The sequence below is a fragment of the Streptomyces lancefieldiae genome, from assembly GCF_031845825.1.
Classification (GTDB): Bacteria; Actinomycetota; Actinomycetes; order Streptomycetales; family Streptomycetaceae; genus Streptomyces; species Streptomyces lancefieldiae.
In genome coordinates this window covers 25,750-48,435 of record NZ_JAVRFH010000003.1, presented here as the reverse complement: position 1 = coordinate 48,435, position 22,686 = coordinate 25,750, and the positions used below count along the sequence as shown (strand labels likewise).

The window sequence follows — 22,686 nt, the reverse complement described above, 5'->3', positions numbered from 1 at the left end:
AATTCCGGAGAACAGTTGTTAACTGCATGGCATGAGTCACACGTCCGGCGTTCGGCAGGCGCAGAAGCAGAGGACCCGGCGGGCGCTCCTGGACGCGGCGCTCGGGCTGCTCGAGGAGCAGAGTCTGAGCAGCCTGGGGCTGCGCGAGGTCACGCGTGCGGTGGGCGTCGCCCCGACCGCCTTCTACCGCCACTTCCGCTCCACGGCCGACCTCGGCGTGGCGCTGGTGGAGGAGGCGCTGGGCAGCCTGCACCCGATGATCCGCACCACGGTGTCGCCGGCCGAGGACAGCGACGAACGCATCGCCCGCGCGGTCGAGTTGATCGCCGGCCATGTGGCCGCGCACCCCGCCCACGTCCGCTTCATCGCGCGCGAGCGGCACGGCGGGGTGCAACCGGTACGGGAGGCCATACGGGAGCAGCTGGCGCGGTTCGCCGAGGAGGTGAAGGCCGAGCTGGCCAAGGACACGACGTCGGCGGGCTGGAGCGATGCCGACCTGCGGATGCTGGCGGGCCTCTACGTCGACCAGATGCTGATCACGGCCTCCCTGTTCCTGGAGGCGCTGGACGCCCCGGAGGAGGAGCGCCGGCGTGCCGCCGAGACGGCGACCCGGCAGCTGCGGCTGATCAGCGTCGGCCGCACGCACTGGCTGGACTGAGAACAGGACCCGCCGCCGGGCGGGGCAGGGCTCCGCACGGCGGCCGGGACGGCGTGGGTCAGCCGAGCCGGACCCGGGCCAGCTGACGGGACTGGGCGACCAGGCGGTCGGCGCTGTCCCAGACCTCGGCGTCCTCCTCCAGGAAGCCGCCGGCGAGGTTGCGGGTCGTGATGCAGACCCGCAGCGGGCCCGGCGCCGGGCGGCACCGCACGTGCGCGGTCAGCTCGACCGTCGGCACCCAGCCCTTGAGCCCGAGTTCGAAGGCGGTCGGGGGCAGCGCGTCCACCGCGAGGAGCAGCGAGAGCGGGTCCGCGTCGCGGCCGTCCGCGAGCCCGAACCAGGCCCGCATCTCACCCCGGCCCGAGGGCTGCCCCAGCGCCCAGCCCAGGGTGGCCGGGTCCAGCTTGAGCTTCAGCCGGTCGGCGATGGCCGAGCTGCCCTCGACGGGCGCGGGGCCGTCCTCCGGGCCGAAGCACTGGTCCATCGGCGGGATCGCGGGCGGCTCGGCCGAGGTCCGGACGTCGTCGGGCAGCGTGGCGAGGTCGCCGTAGGAGGCGAGGACGCGGATCCGCTCGACCTCGTTGCCCTCGTCGTCGTACTGGAAGAGGGAGGCCTGGCCGGTGGAGAGGGTGCGCCCGGTGCGGACGGTCTCGGTGCGCACGACCGCCGGGCCCGGCCGGGACGCGGTGAGGTAGTGGGCCGAGATGGTGAACGGGTCGGGGTGCGGGAGGGCGTCCCCGAGGGCGCGACCCAGGACGGCCAGCAGATACCCGCCGTTGACGGCGTTGATGATCGTCCAGCCGGCGGAGAGGTCGATGTCGTACACGCCGGGGGCACGCCGGGTGACGGCGATGTCCCGGTCGAACTCGCTGTCGCCGATGGTGGCCCGTACGGCCGGTGCGGAGGCTGCTTCTGGCATGGCTGCACGGTACAACAGGGGACTACTAAGCGGTAGCTTTGCTTGTTAATCCTCCGAGGCGCCGGTCCGTTCCCGCTCACGCAGGTACTCCTGCAGGACGGCGGCCCCCGTCAGCATCGCGCGACCGCGGGCGGTGACGCGACCGTGCCAGTCGCGCAGGGTGGCCTCCAGCGGCTCCAGTCCACCGGCCGACCGCACTTGGTCGATCACGGGAGCGATCCGCTCCAGCGGATAGCCGCCCCTTCTGAGCTGGTGGACCAGCCGGACATCCCGCATGTCGGTCTCGGTGTAGAGACGGTATCCGGTCACCGGGTCACGGCGCGGGCGCACCAGCCCGGCACGCTCCCACTTGCGCAGGGTCGCGGGCCGGACACCCAGCTCCTTGGCCAGCGGCCCGACGAACCCGGCACCGGCCCCCGGCACGGGCCCGGCCGTCGTCGACCCCGGGCGGCTGGCCTCCGCCCTCGGCGACATGGAGCCCGCGCCCCGCGTGTCCCCCTGGTTCGGTTACGCCCCGCTGGACCCGGGCCACCTCGCCGCGATCGACGGCCTCGTCTTCCTCAAGGACGTGCCGGACCGTCCGGACCGGTAGCGGCTCACTCGCCCTCCACCACCGTCGAGCGCCGGTTCCAGGCGCGCGGCGCCCGCCAGTGGAAGCGCAGGGCGAGCAGGCGCAGGACGAAGGCCGTGACCACCGCCAGCCCGCTGGTGAACGGGGTCAGGGCCTCGTAGCGGATGCACAGGGCGACCATCGCGGAGCCGACGATCGCCGGGACGGCGTACAGGTCGCGGTCCCAGCGCAGCAGTGAGGGCACCTCGTTGGCGAGCACGTCCCGCAGCACGCCGCCGCCCACCGCGGTGGCCAGGCCCAGACAGGCGGAGGCGGTCAGGCCGAGCCCGTAGTCGTACGCCTTCGTCGTGCCGGCGACGCAGAACAGGCCGAGGCCGGCCGCGTCGAAGACGTTCACGCCGGTCTGGAGGCGTTCGACGTGCGGATGGAGGAAGAAGACCAGCACGGTCGCGAGCAGCGGCGTGACGAAGTACCCCAGGTCCGTGAAGGCCGCGGGCGGCACCGCCCCGATGATCAGGTCCCGGAACAGCCCTCCGCCCAGCGCGGTGACCTCGGCGAGGACGGCGATGCCGAACACGTCGAAGTTCTTGCGGACGGCCAGCAGCGCGCCGGAGATGGCGAAGACGAAGATGCCGATCAGGTCGAGCGTGTGCTGGACGGTGGGGGTGAAGAGTTGCTCGTACACCCTTCCATTCTCACCTGCCAGTGAGCCCCCGCCTTACAAATGAAGGCGGGGGCTCACTGGTGGGGGCAAGGTCACTTCTCCTTGGCGGGAGGCTCCTCGTCCGCGCCGTCGTCCGTGCCCTTGGCGGCGGGCTCGGCGGCGGGCTTGTCGCCGCCCTCGGCCGCGGGCTTGTCGCCGCCCTCGGCCGCGGACTTGTCGCCACCCTCGCCGCCCTCGCCGCCCTCGCCGTCGGCGGCGTCCTCCGCACGCTCGGACTCGGGCTCGGACTCGGCCTCGACCTGCGCGGCCAACGCCGCCGAGGTCTCCGCCGACTCGGCCAGCGCCTCCTCGGACACCAGCTCCGCCGCCTCCTTGGCGTCGGAGAGCAGGACGACGTCCTGCGGGGCCTGGTCCGCGAAGTTCTCCGGGTGGTGGCAGGCCACCTGCTGGCCGGGCCGCAGCTCCTTCAACGGCGGCTCGGTCGTCTTGCAGATCTCCGTCGCCTTCCAGCACCGCGTGTGGAAGCGGCACCCGCTCGGCGGGGAGATCGGCGAGGGCACGTCACCCTTGAGCAGGATGCGCTCGCTCTTGGCCGACTTGCGTGCCGGGTCCGGGATCGGCACCGCCGACATCAGCGCCTTGGTGTACGGGTGCATCGGCGTCTTGTAGAGCAGGTCGCGATCGGCCAGTTCCACGATCTTGCCGAGGTACATCACCGCGATCCGGTCCGAGACGTGCCGGACGACGGACAGGTCGTGCGCGATGATCACGTACGTCAGGCCCAGCTCCTGCTGGAGGTCGTCGAGCAGGTTGACGACCTGGGCCTGGATCGACACGTCGAGCGCGGAGACCGGCTCGTCGGCCACGACCAGCTTGGGGTTCAGCGCGAGCGCGCGGGCGATGCCGATGCGCTGGCGCTGGCCGCCGGAGAACTCGTGCGGGTAGCGGTTGTAGTGCTCGGGGTTGAGACCGACCACCGACAGCAGCCGCTGCACCTCCTTCTTGACCCCGCCCTCGGGCTCGACGCCCTGGAGCTTGAAGGGGGCGCTGATGATCGTGCCGATGGTGTGGCGGGGGTTCAGCGACGAGTACGGGTCCTGGAAGATCATCTGCACGTCGCGGCGCAGCGGACGCATCCCGCCGACCCCGAGGTGGGTGATGTCCTTGCCCTCGAACTCGACCTTGCCGGCCGTCGGTTCCAGCAGCCGGGTGATCAGCCGGCCCATGGTCGACTTGCCGCAGCCCGACTCGCCCACGACACCGAGGGTCTCACCGGCCCGGACCTCGAAGTCGAGGCCGTCGACGGCGCGTACCGCGCCGACCTGGCGCTGCAGCAGGCCCTTCTTGATCGGGAAGTGCTTCTGCAGCCCGGTCACCTTCAGCAGGGTCTCGCCGGGGGCGGCGTCCTTGGTGAGGGTCGCAGCACCGCTGCTCTGTGCCGGGATGGCCACTGCTTCGTCCTTGGCTGTTTCGTCCTTGGCTGATTCGTCCTTGGCTTTCGCGCTGTTGTCGCTCACAGCTTCGGCGCAATCTCTTCGGTCCAGATACGCTCCCGCTGCTCCTGCGACATGTGGCAGGCGGCCCAGTGCTTGCTGCCGACCTCGGTCAGCTCGGGGCGGACCGTGCGGGTGATGTCGTCCTTGGGCACGTCGGCGTACGGGCAGCGCGGGTTGAAGGCGCAGCCGGACGGCAGGTTGATGAGGGAGGGCGGGGAGCCCTTGACCGGGATGAGGCGTTCCTGCTGGTCGCGGTCGAGCCGCGGCATCGAGCCGAGCAGGCCCCAGGTGTAGGGGTGCCGGGGCTCGTAGAACACCTTCTCCGCCGGGCCGCGCTCGACGCAGCGGCCGCCGTACATCACCAGGAGGTCGTCGGCGAGCTCGGCGACGACGCCCAGGTCGTGGGTGATGACGATGACCGCGGAGCCGAACTCCTTCTGCAGATCGCGGATCAGGTCGAGGATCTGCGCCTGGACAGTCACGTCCAGGGCCGTGGTCGGCTCGTCCGCGATGAGCAGTTCGGGGTTGTTGACCAGCGACATCGCGATCATCGCGCGCTGGCGCATACCGCCGGAGAACTCGTGCGGGTAGCTGTCCACCCGCTTGTCCGGCTGCGGGATGCCGACCCGGTCGAGCATCTCCACGGCACGGCGCTTGGCGGTCTTCTTGTCCACGTCGTGGTGGATGCGGTACGCCTCCACGATCTGCTGGCCGATCGTGTAGTACGGGTGCAGCGCGGACAGCGGGTCCTGGAAGATCATCGCCATCTGCTGCCCGCGCAGCTTGCGCACGTGGTCCGGGTCGGCGGACAGCAGCTCGGTGCCGTCCAGCCAGATCTCGCCCGAGATCTGCGCCTTGCGCTTGCCGTACTGGCCGGCGGTGTGCAGCCCCATGATGCCGAGCGAGGTCACCGACTTGCCGGAGCCGGACTCGCCCACGATGCCGAGGGTCTTGCCCTTCTCCAGCTGGAAGCTGAGCCCGTCGACGGACTTGACCAGGCCGTCGTCGGTCGGGAAGTGGACCTTCAGGTCGCGTACTTCCAGGAAGGCGCTCGGCGCGGGCGAGGAGCCGGTGGGCTCGCCCACGGCTGCTCCGCTCTTGCTGAGTTCGGTCATGTGAGCCTCACTCGGGGGTCGATCACGGCGTACAGGACGTCCACCACGAGGTTGGCGAGCAGCACCGCGAGAGAAGTGATCAGGGTGACGCCCAGGATGACGGGCAGGTCCTGGTTCTTGATCGCGTTGAGCACGGCCTGGCCGAGGCCGGGGAGGCTGAACGTGGTCTCGGTCAGGATCGCGCCGCCGATGAGGGCACCCAGGTCCATGCCCAGCATCGTCAGGATGGGCGTCATCGTCGAGCGCATGGCGTGCTTGCGGATGACGACGCCTTCCTTCAGTCCCTTGGCCCGGGCGGTGCGGATGTAGTCCTCGCCGAGGATCTCCATCATGGTCGCACGGGTGATACGGGCGTACATCGCCGCGTACAGGAACGCCAGCGTGATCCACGGCAGGATCATGCCGCCGAGCCAGCCGGTGAAGCTCTCCTCCATGGGCACGTACTGCGCGTCGAGCCAGCCCAGTCCGTAGGAGAAGACCGCCAGGCTGAGCAGACCGGTGAAGTAGATGGGGAGGGAGACACCCGCCAGGGCGACGATCATCGCGCCGCGGTCCCACAGGGTGCCCCGCTTGAGGGCCGAGAGCACACCCGCGGCCAGACCGAAGATCAGCCACAGGACGGCGGCGCCGAGCGCGAGACCCAGGGTCACCGGGAAGCGGTCGGTCAGCACCGGCCAGATGGCCTGCTCACTCCGGAAGGAGTAGCCGAAGCACGGGGCTGCGCAGTCCGTGACATCGCCGCCGGCCGAGTAGGTGCGGCCCACGAAGATGCCCCGGAAGAACTCCCAGACCTGGGCGAAGATCGGGTCGTTGAGACCCAGCTTCTCCCCCACGGCCTTGACCGCGGCCGGGTCGGCCTGCTTGCCCACGAAGCTCGTGGCGATGTCGACGCCTGCCCACTTGGGGATCAGGAAGAAGATGCTGAAGACCACCATGACGATGACCACGAGCATCACTGCGGCGGCGAACAACCGCCTGATGAGGTAAGCGAGCACAGCTAACGGCCCGCTGCGGACCGCGGGCCACCGGAGGTCGTCCGGTGGCCCGCGGTCACGCCGCGCCGGCCTTCACCTGCCTTTCGTGCCGTACGGCGGGTGTACCGGTTACTTCGCGGACTTCAGGCCGAGGTTGACGAAGTCGTACATACCGCTGTAGCCGTCGGTGGTGTACACGTTCGCCAGCCGGCTCGAGCGCCAGTTGATGAACTTCTCGAAGACGAAGGGCAGGTAGTAGCCGCCCTCCATCACCTTGTGGTTGATCTCCGTGGCGATCTTGGCCTTGCCGGTGTCGTCCAGCGTGTTGACGTAGTCCTCGAACAGGCCGTCGATCGACTTGTCGTTGATGAGCGCGTAGTTGTTGTTACCGCTCTCCTGGATGTACCTGCTGTTCCACAGCGGCAGACCGTAGCCCTGGACGGACGGGAAGTCCGGGCCCCAGCCCATGATGATGATGCCGTAGCCCTTCTTCTGCACGTTCGAGGGGCTGCCGATGATGCCGGCGGTCTGGGCACCGTCGTACTGGTCGATGTCGACGGTGATGCCGATCTTCTTCAGCGACGCCTGGAGCGACTCGGCGGTGGCCACCTCGACCGGCTTGTTGTTGCGGACCGCGATGGTGGTCTTGAAGCCGTTGGGCTGGCCGCAGGCCTTCAGCTCTTCCTTGGCCTTGGCGACGTTGCCGTTCTTGTTGGCACCGGCCATCTCGTACGGGTCGTACTTCTGGCCCTCGGCGCCCGGCACGGACGGCGGCAGCATGTTGGTGCCGATCTCGCCACCGGCGACCGGGCCGCCGCGCGCGGTCTGGAGGGAGACGTGGTCGGCGCCGTAGAGCACGGCCTTGCGGCAGTGGATGTTGTCGAACGGCTTCACGCTCTGCGGGAACACCGCGTAGCGGACGTAGCCGGAGACCGGGTTGTCCAGGTTGTTCTTGTGCTGCTTGAGGGCGGTGGTGCGGCCCTGCGGCGACAGACCGGTCTGGGCGAGGTCCAGGTCGTAGTCGCCGGCGATGAGGCGGGCGTCCAGGTCGTTGGCGTTGGAGAAGAACTTGATGGAGATCTTGTCCGGGTACGCCTTGCGGACCGGGTCCGACTCCTGCTTCCACTCGGTGTTGCGGACCAGGACGAGGTCCTTGCCCGGGCTGTACGACTGGAACTTGTACGGGCCCGAGGAGAACGGGTGCAGCTGGTACTTGGACTTGGTGTCCTTGTCCTGGCGGACCGGGGACGCGGAGGTGAGCGCCAGCATCTCCTCGAAGTCCGAGTTGGCCTTCGGCAGCTTGAAGATGATGGTCTTGTCGTCCGGCGTCTCGATCGCCTTCAGGCCGAGCTTGTCCTTGGAGGTGTCCTTGTAGGGACCCTGGTACTCGCCCTTGGGGTCGAGCACGTCCTTGAGGTACGTGGGGCCGCCGGCCAGCACGTCCTGCGCCCAGACGCGCTCGATGCCGTACTTGATGTCCTTGGAGGTGATCGGCTTGCCGTCCTCCCAGGTGATGCCCTCACGCAGGGTGTACGTGTAGGTCTTGCCGTCGTCCGAGACCTTGGCGAGCCCGGTCGCGAGGTCCGGGGTCACGCCGGCGCCGGCCTTGCCCGGCTCGGTGGCGTTCGTGACGAGCTGGCGCGAGTAGTAGCGGGAGAAGTTCCACATGAAGCCGTAGTAGCCACGCGTGGTGTCCCACGAGTCGGCGTCCTGGGCACTGGCGAACTTCAGCTCGCCGCCCTTCTTGGCCTGGTCGGCCTGGGCGACCTTGTTGTTCGCGGCGTCGAAGCCGGCCGCGCCGTTCTTCGATCCCCCGCCGTCGCTGTCATCGCCGCCGCCGCACGCCGCCGTGGTCAGCAGCGCGGCGACCACTGCGGCAGCGGCCAAAGCCTGCTTGCGCCGCCCTGAGGTGCGTTGGGTAGTCACGATCTCGGATCCTCCGGATTAGATGAGAGACCCCGTGCAGGTGCCACGGGTCGCTTTGCGGTACGGCAGTTCAGCGGGAGCCCTTCGGGTCCAGCGCGTCGCGTACGCCGTCGCCGAAGAGGTTGAAGGCAAGAACGGTGATGAAGATCGCCACACCCGGGACCACCATGTACATGGGGTCCGAGTCGTAGTAGTCGACCGCGCTCGAAAGCATCTGGCCCCAGGAGGCCGTGGGCGGCTTGACGCCCACGCCCAGGAAGCTGAGTGCCGCCTCGGTGAGGATGTTGGTGGGGATCATCATCGTCGTGTAGACGATGATCGGCGCGACCAGGTTGGGCAGCAGTTCCTTGAACAGGATGTAGATCCGTCCGGCGCCCAGCGAGCGGGCCGCCTCGACGTATTCCCGTTCGCGCATCGAGAGTGTCTGACCGCGTACCACGCGGCCGATGTACGGCCAGCCGAAGAAGCCGATGACCAGGATCATCACGAACAGACGCACGCCCGTGCCGGTGAGTCCCAGCATCTCGTTCGGCATGACGGAGACCAGCGCGATGATGAAAAGCAGCTGCGGGAAGGCCAGCAGGCCGTCCATGATCCGGCTGATGAGGGAGTCGACCCAGCCGCCGAAGAAGCCGGCCAGGATGCCCAGCACCGTACCGATGACCACGGCGACGATCGCGGACAGGAAGCCGACCAGCAGGGAGATCCGGGCGCCGTAGACGATGCGGGCGAAGATGTCACGGCCGTTGACGGGCTCGACGCCCAGCCAGTGCTCGCCGCTGATGCCGCCCAGGGACCCCGTGGGGGTGCCGAACAGCGGGTCGATCAGGTCCTCGTGGTGCACCTCGGGGTCCTGCCCGACCAGGCTGGTGATCACGGGGGCGAGCAGCGCGACCACGACGAGGAAGAGCACCACGACGCCGCCCGTCAGGGCGAGCTTGTCCCGTTTCAGGCGCTCCCAGGCGATCCGGCCCAGGGAACGCCCCTGTACCGCCTTGGTCTCGGCGCCGGCAACCGCCGCTTCCTCGGCCGCACTCGGGGCCGCTTCCGCGGTCGGCTCGTGCAATGGTGCCGTCATCTGGCAGGGACCCCTCTCAACCGGCGGTAGCCGGCCCGCACTTGCCGCTGTAGCGGCGTGATCAGTCCGTCGTACTCAGGGGCGACCATTGCACCCCTTGCTGCGGGAGTCTTCAACGCTTTGGCGATCTGTAGCCAGACTTGGCGGGGAAAGGATGCGCAACCGTGATGCTGTTTGTGGTGTTCCGTTATCCGGACAGTGGGTAACGGGGGCCGGACACGGACGAGTTGGACATCGAGGACGGAGCGGGGCCTTACGCCCTCCTCTACGCGCGAAGATGTCCGGTCACCGGTGCCGTCCGGACCCTGCGAGGGTCAGAACCGGCCTGGGGCCGGAGGGTATCCGTACCCGCCCGCGGGTGCCTGCGCGGGGGCGGCCGCGTGGGCCTCGCGGTCGTAGAAGGGGCGGGCGTGGGCGCGCAGCCACATGGCGACCGGGTCGTGCGTGTCGGTCATCGCCACCGTCGAGACCGGCAGTCCGTCCGGCACCGCGCCGACGGACTGCTGCATCATCGCGCGCACCGCGTCGACGGCCGGCGGGGACGTGTCGTACACGTCGAGACCGATGGCGAGGTACGGCGCCCCCAGCGCCGGCTGCACCCAGGCCCGGCGCAGCGCGCGGACCGCCGGGGTGCGGTGGGCGTTCTGCGCGAGCAGGGCGTAGAACTGGGGGATCTCGATGGCCGGTTCGGACAGGCGCAGGGGCCCGGCGGGCTGGCGGTCCAGGCCGGAGGCGATGCGGCGCAGATCCAGCCAGGGGATGCCGACGCCGCCGCCGGGGGCGTGCGGGTTGAGCCAGAGGCCGTAGTGGTCCGGGTAGAGGGCGCGGGCCACTTCCAGGCCGTCGACCACTTCGTACGACCGGTTCCAGCCGCTGGCGGACAGCTCCTGGGCGGAGGTGACGCAGGGCGCGTAGCCGTAGCCGTCGACCTCCATGTTCCCGTACTGGGCGTCCGGGGAGCCGGCCTGGCCGTGCCACAGCAGCATCCAGACCTGGCCGGAGGTGGGGGTGGCGAGCGCGCGGAGGAGGGCCTCGTAGGCGTCGTAGCGCCCGGGCGTCACCTGGCGCAGCATGTGCTCGACCTGCCCGGTCGTGGTGCCGCTGGCGCTCACGCGTATCGCCCCTTCGAGAAGTTCCCCGGATATGAAACCAGCTTAAGGCTCCGCGGACAGGGGGCGCCCATGAGCGCGGGGTGCTGTCGTCCCGCGCCCCCGCGCGGCGGAGCCGCACATGTCACAGCCCCGCGCCCCTCGGGGACGTTTCCCCACCCGGTGCTTACAAGTCCCGGTCGTAGAACGGGCGGACGTTCGCCCGCATCCAGTCGCAGACCGGGTCCTGGGCCGCCTCCAGGAGGACCAGGTTGACCTGGCATTCCAGGGGGGCCTTGGCGAGGGCCCGGCCCAGGGCGTCCAGGGGCAGGGCGCGGGCGTCGCCCTCCCAGTGGGTGAGTTCGACGCCGACGAACAGGGCCGGGTCGGCGGTCTCGACGGCGGCGAGGCAGCGACGGGCGGTGCGGACCACGCCGACGGCGGCGAACTCGGCGGAGGCCGCGGCCAGGAAGTCCACCGGGTCGTCCTGCCAGTCCGGCTCGAAGAGGCGGACCCGGCCGCCGGAGGCGGGCCCGTCCAGCGGGGTGCGGCCGGTCCGGCACAGCTCGGCCACGGCCGGCGGCGGCAGCGGGATGCCGACCACGCCGTCGGGGTTCACGGCGATGCCGATCTGCGGGGGCAGGCCGCGGGCGAACTCCGCGGCGGGGGCGACGGTGTACGCCATGTGGGGGCCGGTGACCTGGCGGAGCTGTTCCTCGGAGCTGAAGACCGGCACGTAGGCCTGGCCGTCGATCTCCAGCGAGGGCAGGTCGAGGGGGCCGCTGTGCGGGCCGCCGCCGTTCGGCAGCGGTATCCACAGGAAGCTGCGGCCGAGCACCTCGACGATCCGGCCGCCGGCGCCCGGCACGCCCAGGGAGGCGGACAGCACCTCCTCCAGCTCGTTGCCGGGCCATCCGCCGTGCGGGTGGGGGTGCGCCTGTGCCGGGAAGTCCATCTGCCTACCGCCTGCCTGGTGCCACTGCTGTGGCTGGACAGGCTAACCCGTTCGGCCCCGCGGCCCTACGCACCGTCACCCCGTGAAGGCGATCCGGCGCAGCGTGTCCGCCGCCGCCCGGTCCAGGAGGATCGCCGAGACGCAGCCACCGGGCAGCGTGCCCTCGGCGACGGAGCGCAGCAGTCGGGTGTTGGCCGAGCGGTGCCGCAGGAACGCGTACCGGGAGACGCCCCGGCCGCGCTCGCGCTGGCCGGCCAGGGCCTCGCCGGGGTCGACGTCGAGCAGCAGCAGGTGCAGGGTGCCGTCGCGGCGGCGGGCCTCGCGGGCCAGCCAGGCGCGCACCCAGGCCTGGGTGCCGCAGTCGTGCACGACGACGCCCTCGCCGGAGCGCAGGGCGCGGCGCAGTCCGGCGTAGTGGGCGAGGCGGACGAGGGGGCGGTAGAGCGCGTACGGCAGGAAGCGCGGCATGCGGCGGTCCCAGCGGTCCCGGGTGTCCTGGGAGTCGATGCGCGGGCCGCGCACGGTCCGCTTCATCAGCGTGGACTTGCCGCTGCCGGGCAGGCCGGTGATCACCACCACGTCGCGGGGGCCGAAGAGCAGGGCGTGCGGGCTGCGGCCGTCCCGGTCCCGCAGGTCGCGAACGACGGGTGCGGTCGGTGCGGCGCATGCTTCCGGTGCCGGGACGACGGGCTGCTTGGGCAGCGCGAGACCCGAGGTGGTGGCGTACGCCGTGGTCCTGTTCACCGTGATCGTCCTCCCCTGGGGCGGTTCACGAGTTCCCATCCCCGTCGAGTGTAAAGAGAAGGTAATACGCGGGTCTCGTGTTTTGGTGCGCTTACTGCCACAGGCCGGTCACAACGGCGGTGCTACTGTGGCGGCGCCAACTGCATACCGGCCGTTTGAATCCGCGCGGGAGAGTCCCCGGCTGTCGTCGGGGCGCCGAAGGAGCAAGTCCCTCCCTTGAATCTCTCAGGCCCCGTTACCGCGCGGGCGAGGCACATCTGAAAAGCGGGCCGCCGCTCGACGGCTGCCCCACCCAAGGTGCAAGTCCCGACCGCCGTACTCCGGTGGTCGTGGCGAACCTCTCAGGTTCCGATGACAGATGGGGAGGACCGCCCTCGCCCGTCCTGTTCCCTGGGAGACGACCGACCGATGAGCAGTACAGAACTCCGCCGTACCGCGCTGGATGCCACGCACCGCGCGCTGGGCGCGACGATGACCGACTTCGCCGGCTGGGACATGCCCCTGCGCTACGGCTCCGAACGCGACGAGCACGTGGCCGTGCGCACCCGGGCCGGTCTCTTCGACCTCTCGCACATGGGTGAGATCACGGTCACCGGCCCGCAGGCCGCGGCCCTGCTCGACCACGCGCTGGTCGGCAACATCGGGAGCGTGAAGCCGGGCCGGGCCCGCTACACCATGATCTGCCGCGAGGACGGCGGCATCCTGGACGACCTGATCGTCTACCGGCTGGGCGAGGCCGAGTACATGGTCGTCGCCAACGCCTCCAACGCCCAGGTCGTGCTCGACGCGCTGACCGAGCGCGCCGCAGGCTTCGACGCCGAGGTCCGCGACGACCGCGACGCCTACGCGCTGCTCGCCGTGCAGGGCCCCGAGTCCCCCGGGATCCTCAGGAGCCTCACCGACGCCGACCTGGACGGCCTGAAGTACTACGCGGGCCTGCCCGGCACCGTGGCCGGCGTCCCGGCGCTCGTCGCGCGCACCGGTTACACCGGCGAGGACGGCTTCGAGCTGTTCGTGAGGCCCGAGCACGCCGTGGAGCTGTGGCAGGCGCTGACCCGGGCGGGCGAGGGCGTCGGGCTGGTCCCGTGCGGTCTGTCCTGCCGGGACACGCTCCGCCTGGAGGCCGGCATGCCGCTGTACGGGCACGAGCTGACGACCGGGCTGACGCCCTTCGACGCCGGGCTCGGCCGGGTGGTGAAGTTCGAGAAGGAGGGCGACTTCGTGGGGCGGGCCGCCCTCCAGGAGGCCGCTTCCCGGGCCGAGGCGAACCCGCCCCGTGTCCTGGTCGGCCTGGTCGCCGAGGGCCGCCGGGTCCCGCGCGCCGGGTACGCGGTCGTCGCCGGCGGCGAGGTGGTCGGCGAGGTCACCTCCGGCGCGCCGTCCCCGACGCTGGGCAAGCCGATCGCCATGGCGTACGTCGACGCGGCGCACGCGGCCGTGGGCACGCCGGGGGTCGGCGTGGACATCCGGGGCACCCACGAGCCGTACGAGGTCGTGGCCCTGCCGTTCTACAAGCGCCAGAAGTAGGCACCGGGCGTCGCGGAGCGCCTGCCGTTCCGCGCGCCTCCTCGCCGTCACCAGCGGTTTCAGCAGTCCCCCGTTCCTCTCCCCCCGTTCACCAGCACTCTCGCGCGTACAGGAGAATCCAGGCCATGAGCAACCCCCAGCAGCTGCGCTACAGCAAGGAGCACGAGTGGCTGTCGGACGCCGAGGACGGCGTCTCGACGGTCGGCATCACGGAGCACGCGGCCAACGCGCTCGGTGACGTCGTCTTCGTCCAGCTCCCCGAGGTCGGCGCCACCGTGTCCGCGGGCGAGACCTGCGGCGAACTGGAGTCGACCAAGTCGGTCTCCGACCTGTACTCCCCCGTCTCCGGCGAGGTCACCGAGGTCAACGAGGACGTCGTCAACGACCCGTCGCTGGTGAACTCCGCGCCCTTCGAGGGCGGCTGGCTGTTCAAGGTGCGGGTGGGCGAGGAGCCGGGCGACCTGCTCTCCGCCGCCGAGTACACCGCATTCGCCGGCGCCTGAGGAGTCACGGACGCATGTCGCTTCTGAACACCCCCCTGCACGAGCTCGACCCCGACGTCGCCGCCGCCGTCGACGCCGAGCTGGACCGCCAGCAGTCCACCCTCGAGATGATCGCCTCGGAGAACTTCGCCCCGGTCGCGGTCATGGAGGCGCAGGGCTCGGTCCTCACCAACAAGTACGCCGAGGGCTACCCCGGCCGCCGCTACTACGGCGGCTGCGAGCACGTCGACGTGATCGAGCAGATCGCCATCGACCGCGTGAAGGCGCTCTTCGGCGCCGAGCACGCCAACGTGCAGCCGCACTCGGGTGCCCAGGCCAACGCCGCCGCGATGTTCGCGCTGCTCAAGCCGGGCGACACGATCATGGGTCTGAACCTCGCCCACGGCGGGCACCTGACCCACGGCATGAAGATCAACTTCTCCGGCAAGCTCTACAACGTCGTCGCCTACCACGTCGGCGACGACGGCCAGGTCGACATGGCCGAGGTGGAGCGCCTCGCCAAGGAGAACAAGCCGAAGCTGATCGTCGCCGGCTGGTCGGCCTACCCGCGTCAGCTCGACTTCGCCGCGTTCCGCAAGGTGGCGGACGAGGTCGGCGCGTACCTGATGGTCGACATGGCGCACTTCGCCGGTCTGGTCGCGGCGGGCCTGCACCCGAACCCGGTCCCGCACGCGCACGTGGTGACGACCACCACGCACAAGACGCTGGGCGGCCCGCGCGGCGGTGTGATCCTCTCCACGGCCGAGCTGGCGAAGAAGATCAACTCTGCCGTCTTCCCCGGTCAGCAGGGTGGTCCGCTGGAGCACGTGGTCGCCGCCAAGGCCGTCGCCTTCAAGGTCGCCGCGAGCGAGGACTTCAAGGAGCGCCAGCGTCGTACGCTGGAGGGCGCCCGCATCCTCGCCGAGCGCTTGGTGAAGGACGACGCGAAGGCGGCGGGCGTGTCGGTCCTGACCGGCGGCACGGACGTCCACCTGGTCCTGGTCGACCTGCGCGACTCCGAGCTGGACGGGCAGCAGGCCGAGGACCGCCTCCACGAGGTCGGCATCACGGTCAACCGCAACGCCGTCCCGAACGACCCGCGTCCGCCGATGGTGACGTCCGGTCTGCGCATCGGTACGCCGGCCCTGGCGACCCGCGGCTTCACCGCCGAGGACTTCGCCGAGGTCGCGGATGTGATCGCCGAGGCGCTGAAGCCGTCCTACGACGCCGAGGCGCTGAAGGCCCGGGTCAAGGCCCTGGCCGACAAGCACCCGCTGTACCCGGGCCTGAACAAGTAAGGCCCACCGCACGACCGGGGGCGCCGTGCCCGCCACAAGCAGGCACGGCGCCCCACCCGCGCACCGCCCTCTGCACCACCCCTTGTGAGGAGTCCCCCCGTGGCCATCTCGGTCTTCGACCTGTTCTCGATCGGCATCGGCCCGTCCAGCTCCCACACGGTCGGCCCCATGCGCGCGGCCCGCATGTTCGCCCGCCGGCTGCGCAACGAGGAACTGCTGGCCTCCGTCGCCGCGGTCCGCGCCGAGCTGTACGGCTCCCTCGGTGCCACCGGCCACGGCCACGGCACGCCCAAGGCGGTGCTGCTCGGCCTGGAGGGCGATTCGCCGCGCACGGTGGACGTGGAGACGGCGGACGAACGCGTCGGGACGATCAGGACCTCGGGCCGCATCCGTCTCCTCGGCGAGCACGAGATCGCCTTCTCCTACGACGACGACATGGTCCTGCACCGCCGCAAAGCGCTCCCGTACCACGCGAACGGCATGACGCTGTGGGCGTACGACGCCTCCGGCAGCGAGGTGCTCTCCAAGACGTACTACTCGGTCGGCGGCGGCTTCGTCGTCGACGAGGACGCGGTGGGCGCGGACCGCATCGTGCTCGACGACACGGTGCTGAAGTACCCCTTCCGCACCGGCGACGAGCTGCTGCGGCTGGCCCGGGAGACGGGCCTGTCCATCTCCGCCCTGATGCTGGAGAACGAGCGGGCCTGGCGCGACGAGGACGAGATCCGCGAGGGCCTGCTGGAGATCTGGCGGGTGATGCGGGCCTGCGTGGACCGCGGCATGTCCCGCGAGGGCATCCTGCCCGGCGGCCTGAAGGTCCGCCGCCGCGCCGCGAACACCGCGCGCAAGCTGCGCTCCGAGGGCGACCCGCAGGCCCTGGCCATGGAGTGGATCACCCTCTACGCCATGGCAGTGAACGAGGAGAACGCGGCGGGCGGCCGGGTCGTCACGGCCCCGACGAACGGTGCGGCGGGCATCATCCCGGCGGTCCTGCACTACTACGTGAACTTCGTACCCGGCGCCGACGAGGAGGGTGTGGTCCGCTTCCTCCTCGCGGCCGGCGCGATCGGCATGCTCTTCAAGGAGAACGCCTCCATCTCCGGCGCCGAGGTCGGCTGCCAGGGCGAGGTCGGCTCCGCCTGTTCGATGGCGGCCGGCGCGCTGGCCGAGGTGCTGGGCGGCACGCCGGAGCAGGTGGAGAACGCGGCCGAGATCGGCATGGAGCACAACCTCGGCCTGACCTGCGACCCGGTCGGCGGTCTCGTCCAGATCCCGTGCATCGAGCGCAACGGCATGGCCGCGGTCAAGGCGGTCACGGCGGCGCGGATGGCGATGCGGGGCGACGGCTCCCACAAGGTGTCCCTCGACAAGGTCATCAAGACCATGAAGGACACCGGCGCGGACATGTCGGTGAAGTACAAGGAGACGGCGCGGGGCGGGCTCGCGGTCAACATCATCGAGTGCTGAGCAAGTAGGCCCTGACCAGCGCGTTTCTATCTTTCAGCGCTGTCCGGGCCTTCCCTGCTGACGCGGTGGAATGTCCCTGGAACCTCCCTGGGACAGACGTGCAGGTCCCTGAGAAGTCCCTGGGACTCGCCTCGTCATCCGGCTGCCAGGGTCCTTTGGGCTTTGAGCCTGGTCAGGCGGGCCGTCTCGCGAGAGGTAGCGCCGCCTCAGATGGTCGGGGTGTCGTCGACAATCGGCCTGTGAATCTCAACGACCGGCTTCCACCCCGCGGAGAACTCGATGAAGTCCGCGCGGGTGGGGTAGGTGTCGATCGCGCGACGGTCACGCTTGGGACTGTCGCTCCCCTTGCGCCCCCGGGGAATCTGCTCCTCGAAGATGTCGACCTTCACGTCGGGAACCTCCTTGAGGCCCTGTCGCCAGATCTGCACGACGTCGGCACCGAACGCCTGCCGGGCCGCAGCGTAAAGGGCCGTGAGGGACCCCTTGTCCCCACCAGGGACGAACAGTGCCAGGTCCAGCACGACACCGGCGGACTGGAGGACCTCGATGGTCACCGAGCCGTTCTCGTCGGCCAAGTAGATTCCGGCTTCGTTCTCGTCGCCGGGAAGGCAGGAGACCTCTTCCTGGAATACGGTTCTCGCCGTGACCGAGCCGCCCTCGAAATCCTCACCGGACTTGGTCAGAAAAGCAGGGACATAACAGTCGGGAAGTTTGAGTTCTGCCGTGTCGGCGGAAACGAAGATCCTGTCCTTCACGCTGAGCTTCCTCACCTCTTCCAGCGAGAGGCGGCGAGCGGCGATCTTCTCCGTGTTCACGATTTCCCTTTCAGGTTGCACTGTCCCTCCGAGTAAGAACGCTACCATGAAACCTTGAGGTCAACTGCCCAGTAATCTTTGGGTAAATGGCCTCCGATGACCTGCACGGGAGGATATTAAAGCGAGTGCCACTCGGTCGGGAACACGCATCCGCCAGGCAGTATCCCCCGCCGTGACGTTGGGGATCAACCGGCGATTGCATTTCGGTGCGTTGGGTAGCAGGGAGGAGCCAAAAGAGTGTTTTGTCCCGGCAGGGTTGTTTGGTGTTGGTTCGCGGGTCGATCCGGCAGGGGGCCTTCGGGGCTGACGCGTCTGGTGTGGGGCCCACCCTCGCGTGACCAAAGCCTGGGCCGACACCGGCTACCGCACCAAAGCCATCGAACACGGCACCCGCCTCCGCATCGACGTGCAAGTCGTCCAACGCCAACCCGGCATCAAAGGCTGCAAGGTGATCCCGCGACGCCGGGTGGCCCGCAGACAGGACGAGGGTCGTAGCGACGCGGCTGGACAACGTCAGGGGGCTGGTTCATCCCCGCGTTGCCGCGGTGGACCACTGAGTCTTCACCGCTCTAAGGTCCCGACATGTACTTGTCTCCGGATGCTGGTTGCTGGACAACGAGCCTCGCGCGCGGTGCGGTGCTTACCAGTGGGAACGGGTGAACCGTGGCAGGGGAGGGGATCGGCGGCCGCAGGCATCGGCGTCGGTGGATGTGGCTGGGCGTCTGCGCCGCGGTGCTTCTGGTGGCGAGTCTCGCCTACGCGGTCCGGCAGGTGTCGGGGGGCCAGAAGCTGGACCCCGCGGACACAGCCGCGCTGCTCGGGCTGCCGGTCGCGGTCGCGGCGCTGCTGGCCGGGGTCCTGGCTCTGCGCCGGGCACCGGAGGGCGATCTGGCGAACCTCTCACGCGGCTGGGCGGCCACGCTGGCGACACAGGTCAGGAATTCCGAGGAGAAGCAGTGGCGGCAGCTCCTCGGAGATGACACGCAGCGCATCAATCTCGCTTTCACCGTCCGGGCGGCCCCGACCCGTACCGCGACGGTGCCCGCGGATGCGGGGCGCCTGTTCGACGGCACGCCGACCGTTCCGGACGTGGCGGCCTACTACCGGCGGACCCACCCGCGCCGCCTGGTCGTCACCGGTGCCCCGGGCGCGGGCAAGACCGTCCTGGTCCTGGAGTTGATGCTGGCCCTGCTCGAAGAGCGCGGCGAGGACGAACCAGTGCCGGTGCGAGTGTCGCCGGCCGAGTGGGACACCCGCACCCCGCTGCCCGAACTGCTCGTTGGCCGGCTCGTCGACGTGTACGACTGGGACCCGGCGAGAGCCGACGCACTCGTCCGTCACCACCGGGTGCTCCCCGTGCTCGACGGCCTCGACGAGATGGACCCCACCCGGCCGGACGGCACTCCTTCTCCCGATGTTCCCCGTGCTCTGGCCGCACTGGATGCCCTCAACGCCTACCAGGAAGGCCGCGACGCCGGCCCTCTCGTACTGACCTGCCGTACCGCCCACTACGACGCCCTGGCGCCGCACACCCGGCTGCTGGATGCCGCGCGCGTCGACATCGACGCCGTCCCCGCTCTGGACGCATGCACCTATCTCCGGGCCCGGACCAGCACTCCCGCACGCTGGGAACCCGTCCTGACAGCCCTGCGCGACGATCCGGCCGGCCCGCTGTCGACCACGCTGTCGACACCGTGGCGGCTGTGCCTCGCGGCCACCGTGTACGCCCGCGACGGCGACCCCGCCGAACTTCTGCAGCACACCACCCCCGAGGAACTCGACGCGCACCTGCTGGCCCGCTTCATCCCTGCCGCCGGCTCCCTGTACCCCCACCGCCGCTACGACGCCGCCCGCGTCCACCACTGGCTCGCTCGCCTCGCGGCCCACCTCGACACCCCGTCGGGCTCGACCGGGCCACCTGGCGCCCACCCGGGCACCGATGTGGTGCTCCATGAACTCTGGCCGCTGGCCGGACGGCTCCGCGTGCGCGCGGCCGACGCCCTGCTCACCGCCACCGCGGCCCTCCTGCCGTGGATCGCCCTCCTGCCCCTGCTCCGGCTTCTGCCCGCCAGCCTTGACCCGCCCGCCACCGATGTCGGAGTAGATATCGCCGTACGTGTCCAGGTGGATCTCGCCCGCGGGGAGTTTTTCATGTACCTGCTGGTCGCTGTTCTCATGGTTCTGGGCACGGTCTTGGTGTTCGGTGTCTTCGCAGGTCTGGCAGCAGCACGTGCTCGGCAGCCCGTACCGAAACACCTTGAATGGAGACTGCTGAAGACCCGCAGTGGCCTGCGCCGATTCTGGGCCGGGCTGGGGCGGAGGCTGCTGATGGGGCTCCAATGGGGGATCGGCGGCGCGCTCGCCGTGCTTTATCTGTATCCGGCGTACGTGGGTTTTCTTGCTCGGATAGACGTAGGCTCTCTGGCTTCCCTTTTAGAGATGCCCAGCGATGCTTTTGCGCCGGTGAGCCCAGGCGATCTCTACAGGGACTCATTCCAGAACCCGTTGGCTCTGGCGCAGCTCGGCCTCGCGCTCGGGTCTCTGGGCGGGATCGTGACCGGCGTCCTCGGCGGGCTGGTGGACGGAGCCTCTGGTGAGCCCGCCGGGACGGCCTTACCGCACACCGTCATGCGGAGGGGCATGCCGCATGCCGTCATGGCCGGGGTCGCGAGCGGCTTCTCAGGCGCTCTGCTCGGGATCTTCCTGTTGAGCACCATGGAGCCCACGCTCATCCCCTCTCTGCAGATCGTAGGAATAGAAGCGTTCCTGCCGTCCTCCATCAATGTGGCCGCCTTCTGCGGTGTGGCTGTGGGATTGGTCGTCGGACTGGCTGTCACGCTGGTCAAGGCTGCCCCCCTTCGCCGCTACGTGGTCTTCCTGATCTGCGCCCGAGGGGCCCTGCCGTGGCGTCTGGGCCAGTTCCTCAACTGGTGCTGCACCGCCGGGCTGCTGCGACTTTCAGGCACCGCCTACCAGTTCCGCCACCGTGAACTCCAGCAGTGGCTCACCGATCATCCGGACCACCCTGCCCCTGGCAGAAGCTGACCCGACGAAGAGGAGTCCTCGGGCCTTCCCCCGTGAGAAGGCCCGTTGTTCCCTGAGAAGTCCCTGCCGGCCGGTTGGACCAAGAAGGTCATCCCTAACCCGCAGGTCGGGGAACTGATCGCATCTGGGGCCGGCACGAAGGTGAAGTGCGAGGAGACGGCGCGGGACGGGCCGGCGGTCGACGTCATCGAGTGCTGAGGGCACTCGGGGAGCGATCGCGCGTCTCACATGGTGGCATCGACTTTCCGTCAGGCAAGACGCCTGAGATCGTTGCAGGGCACACACGTCGCACGTGAAAGACCGCACCATGCCCGCAGCAGCCACCGGTTCAGCCCCGGCACCCGTCAACCCGAGGTCCCGGGTCCTCATCGCCAGCCTCATGGGCACGACGATCGAGTTCTACGACTTCTACATCTACGCGACCGCCGCAGTCCTCGTCTTCCCGAAGCTCTTCTTCCCCAGCAGTGACCCCACCACGGCACTGCTGTCGTCCTTCGCGGTCTTCGGCGCCGCGATGGTCGCCCGGCCGATCGGCGCGATCTTCTTCGGGCACCTCGGCGACCGGCTCGGCCGCAAGAAGACGCTGGTCGTCTCGCTCCTCACCATGGGTATCGCCACGTTCCTCATCGGCGTGCTGCCCACCTACGCGCAGGCCGGCTGGGTCGCCACCGCGCTGCTCGTGCTGATGCGGCTCGCCCAGGGCTTCGCGCTCGGCGGCGAGTGGAGCGGGGCCGCGCTGGTCGCGACCGAGAACGCCCCCCGCGGCAAGCGCGCCCTCTACGGGACCTTCCCGCAGCTGGGCGCCCCGCTCGGCTTCATCATCGGCAACGGCCTGTTCCTGATCATCGGTGCGCTGCTGCCGTCCACGGCCGGCGCCGACCCCACCCAGCCCTCCGAAGCCTTCGCGAGCTGGGGCTGGCGCATCCCGTTCCTGTTCTCCGCGGTGATGGTCGCGATCGGCCTGTGGGTGCGCTCGCGGCTGGTGGAGTCGACGGTGTTCGCCAAGACCCGCGAGGCCGGGAAGGTGCGGAAGCTGCCGCTCGCCACCGTGGTCCAGGGCCACTGGAAGCAGCTGATCCTCGGCACCTTCATCATGCTGGCGACGTACGTGCTCTTCTACCTCATGACCACGTTCTCGCTGAGCTACGGGCGCGCCGCGAAGGACGCCGACGTGCCGGGTCTGGGGTACAGCTACACCACGTTCGTCCTGATGATGATCTTCGGTGTGCTCTTCTTCGCCGTGTTCACCCTGGTCTCCGGGCCGCTCGCCGACAAGTACGGACGCCGCGCCACCCTGATCTGGATCACCGCCGCGATCGTGGTCTTCGGTCTGGTGTGGGTGCCGCTGATCGGTCTGGGCACGCTGGGCGTGGTGCTGTGGCTGGTGCTCGGCTTCACGCTGATGGGCATGACGTTCGGCCCGATGGGCGCGCTGCTGCCGGAGCTGTTCCCGACGAGTGTGCGCTACACCGGCTCCGGCATCTCGTACAACGTCAGCTCGATCCTCGGAGCGGCCGTCGCCCCGTTCATAGCGGTGGCGCTGTGGGAGGCCGGTGACGGCTCACCGTGGCTGGTCGGCGTCTACCTCTCCGCGATGGCGGTGCTGACGCTGATCGCCCTGCTCCTCGGCAAGGAGACCAAGGACGTCTCCCTGGACGAGGGCGAAGCCGCCCCGGCCGATGCCGACGAGGACACCCGCGCCGCGGTCGCCTCCTCCGCCCCCTGATCTCCGCCCCCCCGGTCCCACCGGCGTTCACCACCGCCGTACGCCGAGCACCCTCACGCCCGGCGTACGGCCGCAGATCCCCGGGCATAACAACTACCCACGCCCCCAGGGCACTTCAGCCCCATCGGCATCCGAGGG

Annotated in this window: 19 protein-coding genes, 3 pseudogenes and 2 riboswitches; of the genes and pseudogenes, 10 read left to right on the top strand and 12 right to left on the bottom strand. The window is 69.8% G+C overall.

Annotation, left to right across the window (positions count from 1 at the left end; translation table 11 throughout):
• The first annotated feature begins 31 nt into the window (after positions 1 to 31).
• The gene (locus tag RM812_RS03955) at positions 32 to 658 is read left to right on the top strand and encodes a TetR family transcriptional regulator (RefSeq protein ID WP_311570983.1); all 627 of its coding nucleotides are present in this window, start codon (positions 32 to 34) and stop codon (positions 656 to 658) included.
• Between the two features lie 58 nt (positions 659 to 716).
• On the opposite strand, the gene RM812_RS03950 is transcribed toward RM812_RS03955, so the two are convergent.
• Positions 717 to 1,577, bottom strand: a complete 861-nt coding sequence (locus RM812_RS03950) for a thioesterase family protein (RefSeq protein ID WP_311570982.1) — start codon at positions 1,575 to 1,577, stop codon at positions 717 to 719.
• A 45-nt stretch (positions 1,578 to 1,622) separates the two neighbouring features.
• A pseudogene (locus RM812_RS03945) lies at positions 1,623 to 2,009 on the bottom strand (TioE family transcriptional regulator); the annotation flags it as partial.
• A 1-nt stretch (position 2,010) separates the two neighbouring features.
• Between RM812_RS03945 and RM812_RS03940 the strand changes: the two are divergent.
• A pseudogene (locus RM812_RS03940) lies at positions 2,011 to 2,169 on the top strand (erythromycin esterase family protein); the annotation flags it as partial.
• 4 nt (positions 2,170 to 2,173) lie between these two features.
• On the opposite strand, the gene RM812_RS03935 reads toward RM812_RS03940, so the two are convergent.
• From RM812_RS03935 to RM812_RS03895, 9 genes are all read right to left on the bottom strand, one after another.
• Positions 2,174 to 2,833, bottom strand: a complete 660-nt coding sequence (locus RM812_RS03935; protein WP_311570981.1) for a trimeric intracellular cation channel family protein — start codon at positions 2,831 to 2,833, stop codon at positions 2,174 to 2,176.
• 71 nt (positions 2,834 to 2,904) lie between these two features.
• On the bottom strand, positions 2,905 to 4,263 hold the full coding sequence (locus RM812_RS03930) for an ABC transporter ATP-binding protein (RefSeq protein ID WP_311571167.1): 1,359 nt from the start codon (positions 4,261 to 4,263) through the stop codon (positions 2,905 to 2,907).
• Between the two features lie 62 nt (positions 4,264 to 4,325).
• Entirely contained in the window at positions 4,326 to 5,423 is a 1,098-nt protein-coding gene (locus tag RM812_RS03925; protein WP_311570980.1) for an ABC transporter ATP-binding protein, read from the bottom strand.
• Positions 5,420 to 6,418: an ABC transporter permease gene (locus RM812_RS03920; protein ID WP_311570979.1), complete on the bottom strand. Its 999-nt coding sequence runs from the start codon at positions 6,416 to 6,418 to the stop codon at positions 5,420 to 5,422. The genes RM812_RS03925 and RM812_RS03920 overlap by 4 nt, the downstream gene beginning before the upstream one ends.
• Positions 6,419 to 6,526: 108 nt before the next feature.
• Positions 6,527 to 8,323 carry an ABC transporter substrate-binding protein gene (locus RM812_RS03915; protein WP_311570978.1) on the bottom strand — a complete coding sequence of 599 codons (1,797 nt, stop codon included), beginning with the start codon at positions 8,321 to 8,323 and terminating at the stop codon, positions 6,527 to 6,529.
• A gap of 70 nt (positions 8,324 to 8,393) precedes the next feature.
• Positions 8,394 to 9,401 carry an ABC transporter permease gene (locus tag RM812_RS03910; RefSeq protein WP_311570977.1) on the bottom strand — a complete coding sequence of 336 codons (1,008 nt, stop codon included), beginning with the start codon at positions 9,399 to 9,401 and terminating at the stop codon, positions 8,394 to 8,396.
• A 314-nt stretch (positions 9,402 to 9,715) separates the two neighbouring features.
• On the bottom strand, positions 9,716 to 10,513 hold the full coding sequence (locus tag RM812_RS03905; protein ID WP_311570976.1) for an enhanced serine sensitivity protein SseB C-terminal domain-containing protein: 798 nt from the start codon (positions 10,511 to 10,513) through the stop codon (positions 9,716 to 9,718).
• A 163-nt stretch (positions 10,514 to 10,676) separates the two neighbouring features.
• Positions 10,677 to 11,444, bottom strand: coding sequence for an enhanced serine sensitivity protein SseB (locus RM812_RS03900; protein WP_311570975.1), 768 nt, complete (start codon positions 11,442 to 11,444; stop codon positions 10,677 to 10,679).
• 75 nt (positions 11,445 to 11,519) lie between these two features.
• A complete protein-coding gene (locus RM812_RS03895; protein WP_311570974.1) occupies positions 11,520 to 12,188 on the bottom strand; it encodes an AAA family ATPase in 669 nt (222 codons plus the stop codon).
• A 156-nt stretch (positions 12,189 to 12,344) separates the two neighbouring features.
• A riboswitch (glycine riboswitch) is annotated at positions 12,345 to 12,439 on the top strand.
• A riboswitch (glycine riboswitch) is annotated at positions 12,440 to 12,556 on the top strand.
• A 40-nt stretch (positions 12,557 to 12,596) separates the two neighbouring features.
• Between RM812_RS03895 and gcvT the strand changes: the two genes are divergently transcribed.
• From gcvT to RM812_RS03875, 4 genes are all read left to right on the top strand, one after another.
• On the top strand, positions 12,597 to 13,715 hold the full coding sequence (gene gcvT, locus RM812_RS03890) for a glycine cleavage system aminomethyltransferase GcvT (RefSeq protein WP_311570973.1): 1,119 nt from the start codon (positions 12,597 to 12,599) through the stop codon (positions 13,713 to 13,715).
• Positions 13,716 to 13,840: 125 nt separating this feature from the next.
• Complete coding sequence (gene gcvH, locus RM812_RS03885) at positions 13,841 to 14,218, top strand: glycine cleavage system protein GcvH (RefSeq protein WP_311570972.1); 378 nt, start codon at positions 13,841 to 13,843, stop codon at positions 14,216 to 14,218.
• Positions 14,219 to 14,232: 14 nt separating this feature from the next.
• On the top strand, positions 14,233 to 15,495 hold the full coding sequence (gene glyA, locus RM812_RS03880) for a serine hydroxymethyltransferase (RefSeq protein WP_311570971.1): 1,263 nt from the start codon (positions 14,233 to 14,235) through the stop codon (positions 15,493 to 15,495).
• 99 nt (positions 15,496 to 15,594) lie between these two features.
• On the top strand, positions 15,595 to 16,962 hold the full coding sequence (locus RM812_RS03875) for an L-serine ammonia-lyase (protein ID WP_311570970.1): 1,368 nt from the start codon (positions 15,595 to 15,597) through the stop codon (positions 16,960 to 16,962).
• Between the two features lie 206 nt (positions 16,963 to 17,168).
• Here the strand turns inward: RM812_RS03875 and RM812_RS03870 are convergent, their stop codons facing one another.
• Positions 17,169 to 17,777, bottom strand: coding sequence for a hypothetical protein (locus RM812_RS03870; RefSeq protein WP_311570969.1), 609 nt, complete (start codon positions 17,775 to 17,777; stop codon positions 17,169 to 17,171).
• Between the two features lie 325 nt (positions 17,778 to 18,102).
• On the opposite strand from RM812_RS03870, the pseudogene RM812_RS03865 reads away from it, so the two are divergent.
• The 4 genes and pseudogenes from RM812_RS03865 to RM812_RS03850 form a co-directional block, all read left to right on the top strand.
• Positions 18,103 to 18,255: pseudogene (locus tag RM812_RS03865) on the top strand (IS5 family transposase); the annotation flags it as partial.
• A gap of 185 nt (positions 18,256 to 18,440) precedes the next feature.
• A complete protein-coding gene (locus RM812_RS03860; RefSeq protein WP_311570968.1) occupies positions 18,441 to 20,822 on the top strand; it encodes an NACHT domain-containing protein in 2,382 nt (793 codons plus the stop codon).
• A 45-nt stretch (positions 20,823 to 20,867) separates the two neighbouring features.
• Positions 20,868 to 21,020 carry a hypothetical protein gene (locus RM812_RS03855; RefSeq protein WP_311570967.1) on the top strand — a complete coding sequence of 51 codons (153 nt, stop codon included), beginning with the start codon at positions 20,868 to 20,870 and terminating at the stop codon, positions 21,018 to 21,020.
• 109 nt (positions 21,021 to 21,129) lie between these two features.
• Entirely contained in the window at positions 21,130 to 22,548 is a 1,419-nt protein-coding gene (locus RM812_RS03850; protein WP_311570966.1) for an MFS transporter, read from the top strand.
• Positions 22,549 to 22,686 lie beyond the last annotated feature (138 nt).

Coding starts and splice junctions, on each gene's coding strand:
- RM812_RS03955 (WP_311570983.1), top strand. CDS start 32: ATGAGTCACACGTCCGGCGTTCGGCAGGCGCAGAAGCAGAGGACCCGG.
- RM812_RS03910 (WP_311570977.1), bottom strand. CDS start 9,401: ATGACGGCACCATTGCACGAGCCGACCGCGGAAGCGGCCCCGAGTGCG.
- RM812_RS03850 (WP_311570966.1), top strand. CDS start 21,130: ATGCCCGCAGCAGCCACCGGTTCAGCCCCGGCACCCGTCAACCCGAGG.
- RM812_RS03950 (WP_311570982.1), bottom strand. CDS start 1,577: ATGCCAGAAGCAGCCTCCGCACCGGCCGTACGGGCCACCATCGGCGAC.
- gcvH (WP_311570972.1), top strand. CDS start 13,841: ATGAGCAACCCCCAGCAGCTGCGCTACAGCAAGGAGCACGAGTGGCTG.
- glyA (WP_311570971.1), top strand. CDS start 14,233: ATGTCGCTTCTGAACACCCCCCTGCACGAGCTCGACCCCGACGTCGCC.
- gcvT (WP_311570973.1), top strand. CDS start 12,597: ATGAGCAGTACAGAACTCCGCCGTACCGCGCTGGATGCCACGCACCGC.
- RM812_RS03900 (WP_311570975.1), bottom strand. CDS start 11,444: ATGGACTTCCCGGCACAGGCGCACCCCCACCCGCACGGCGGATGGCCC.
- RM812_RS03925 (WP_311570980.1), bottom strand. CDS start 5,423: ATGACCGAACTCAGCAAGAGCGGAGCAGCCGTGGGCGAGCCCACCGGC.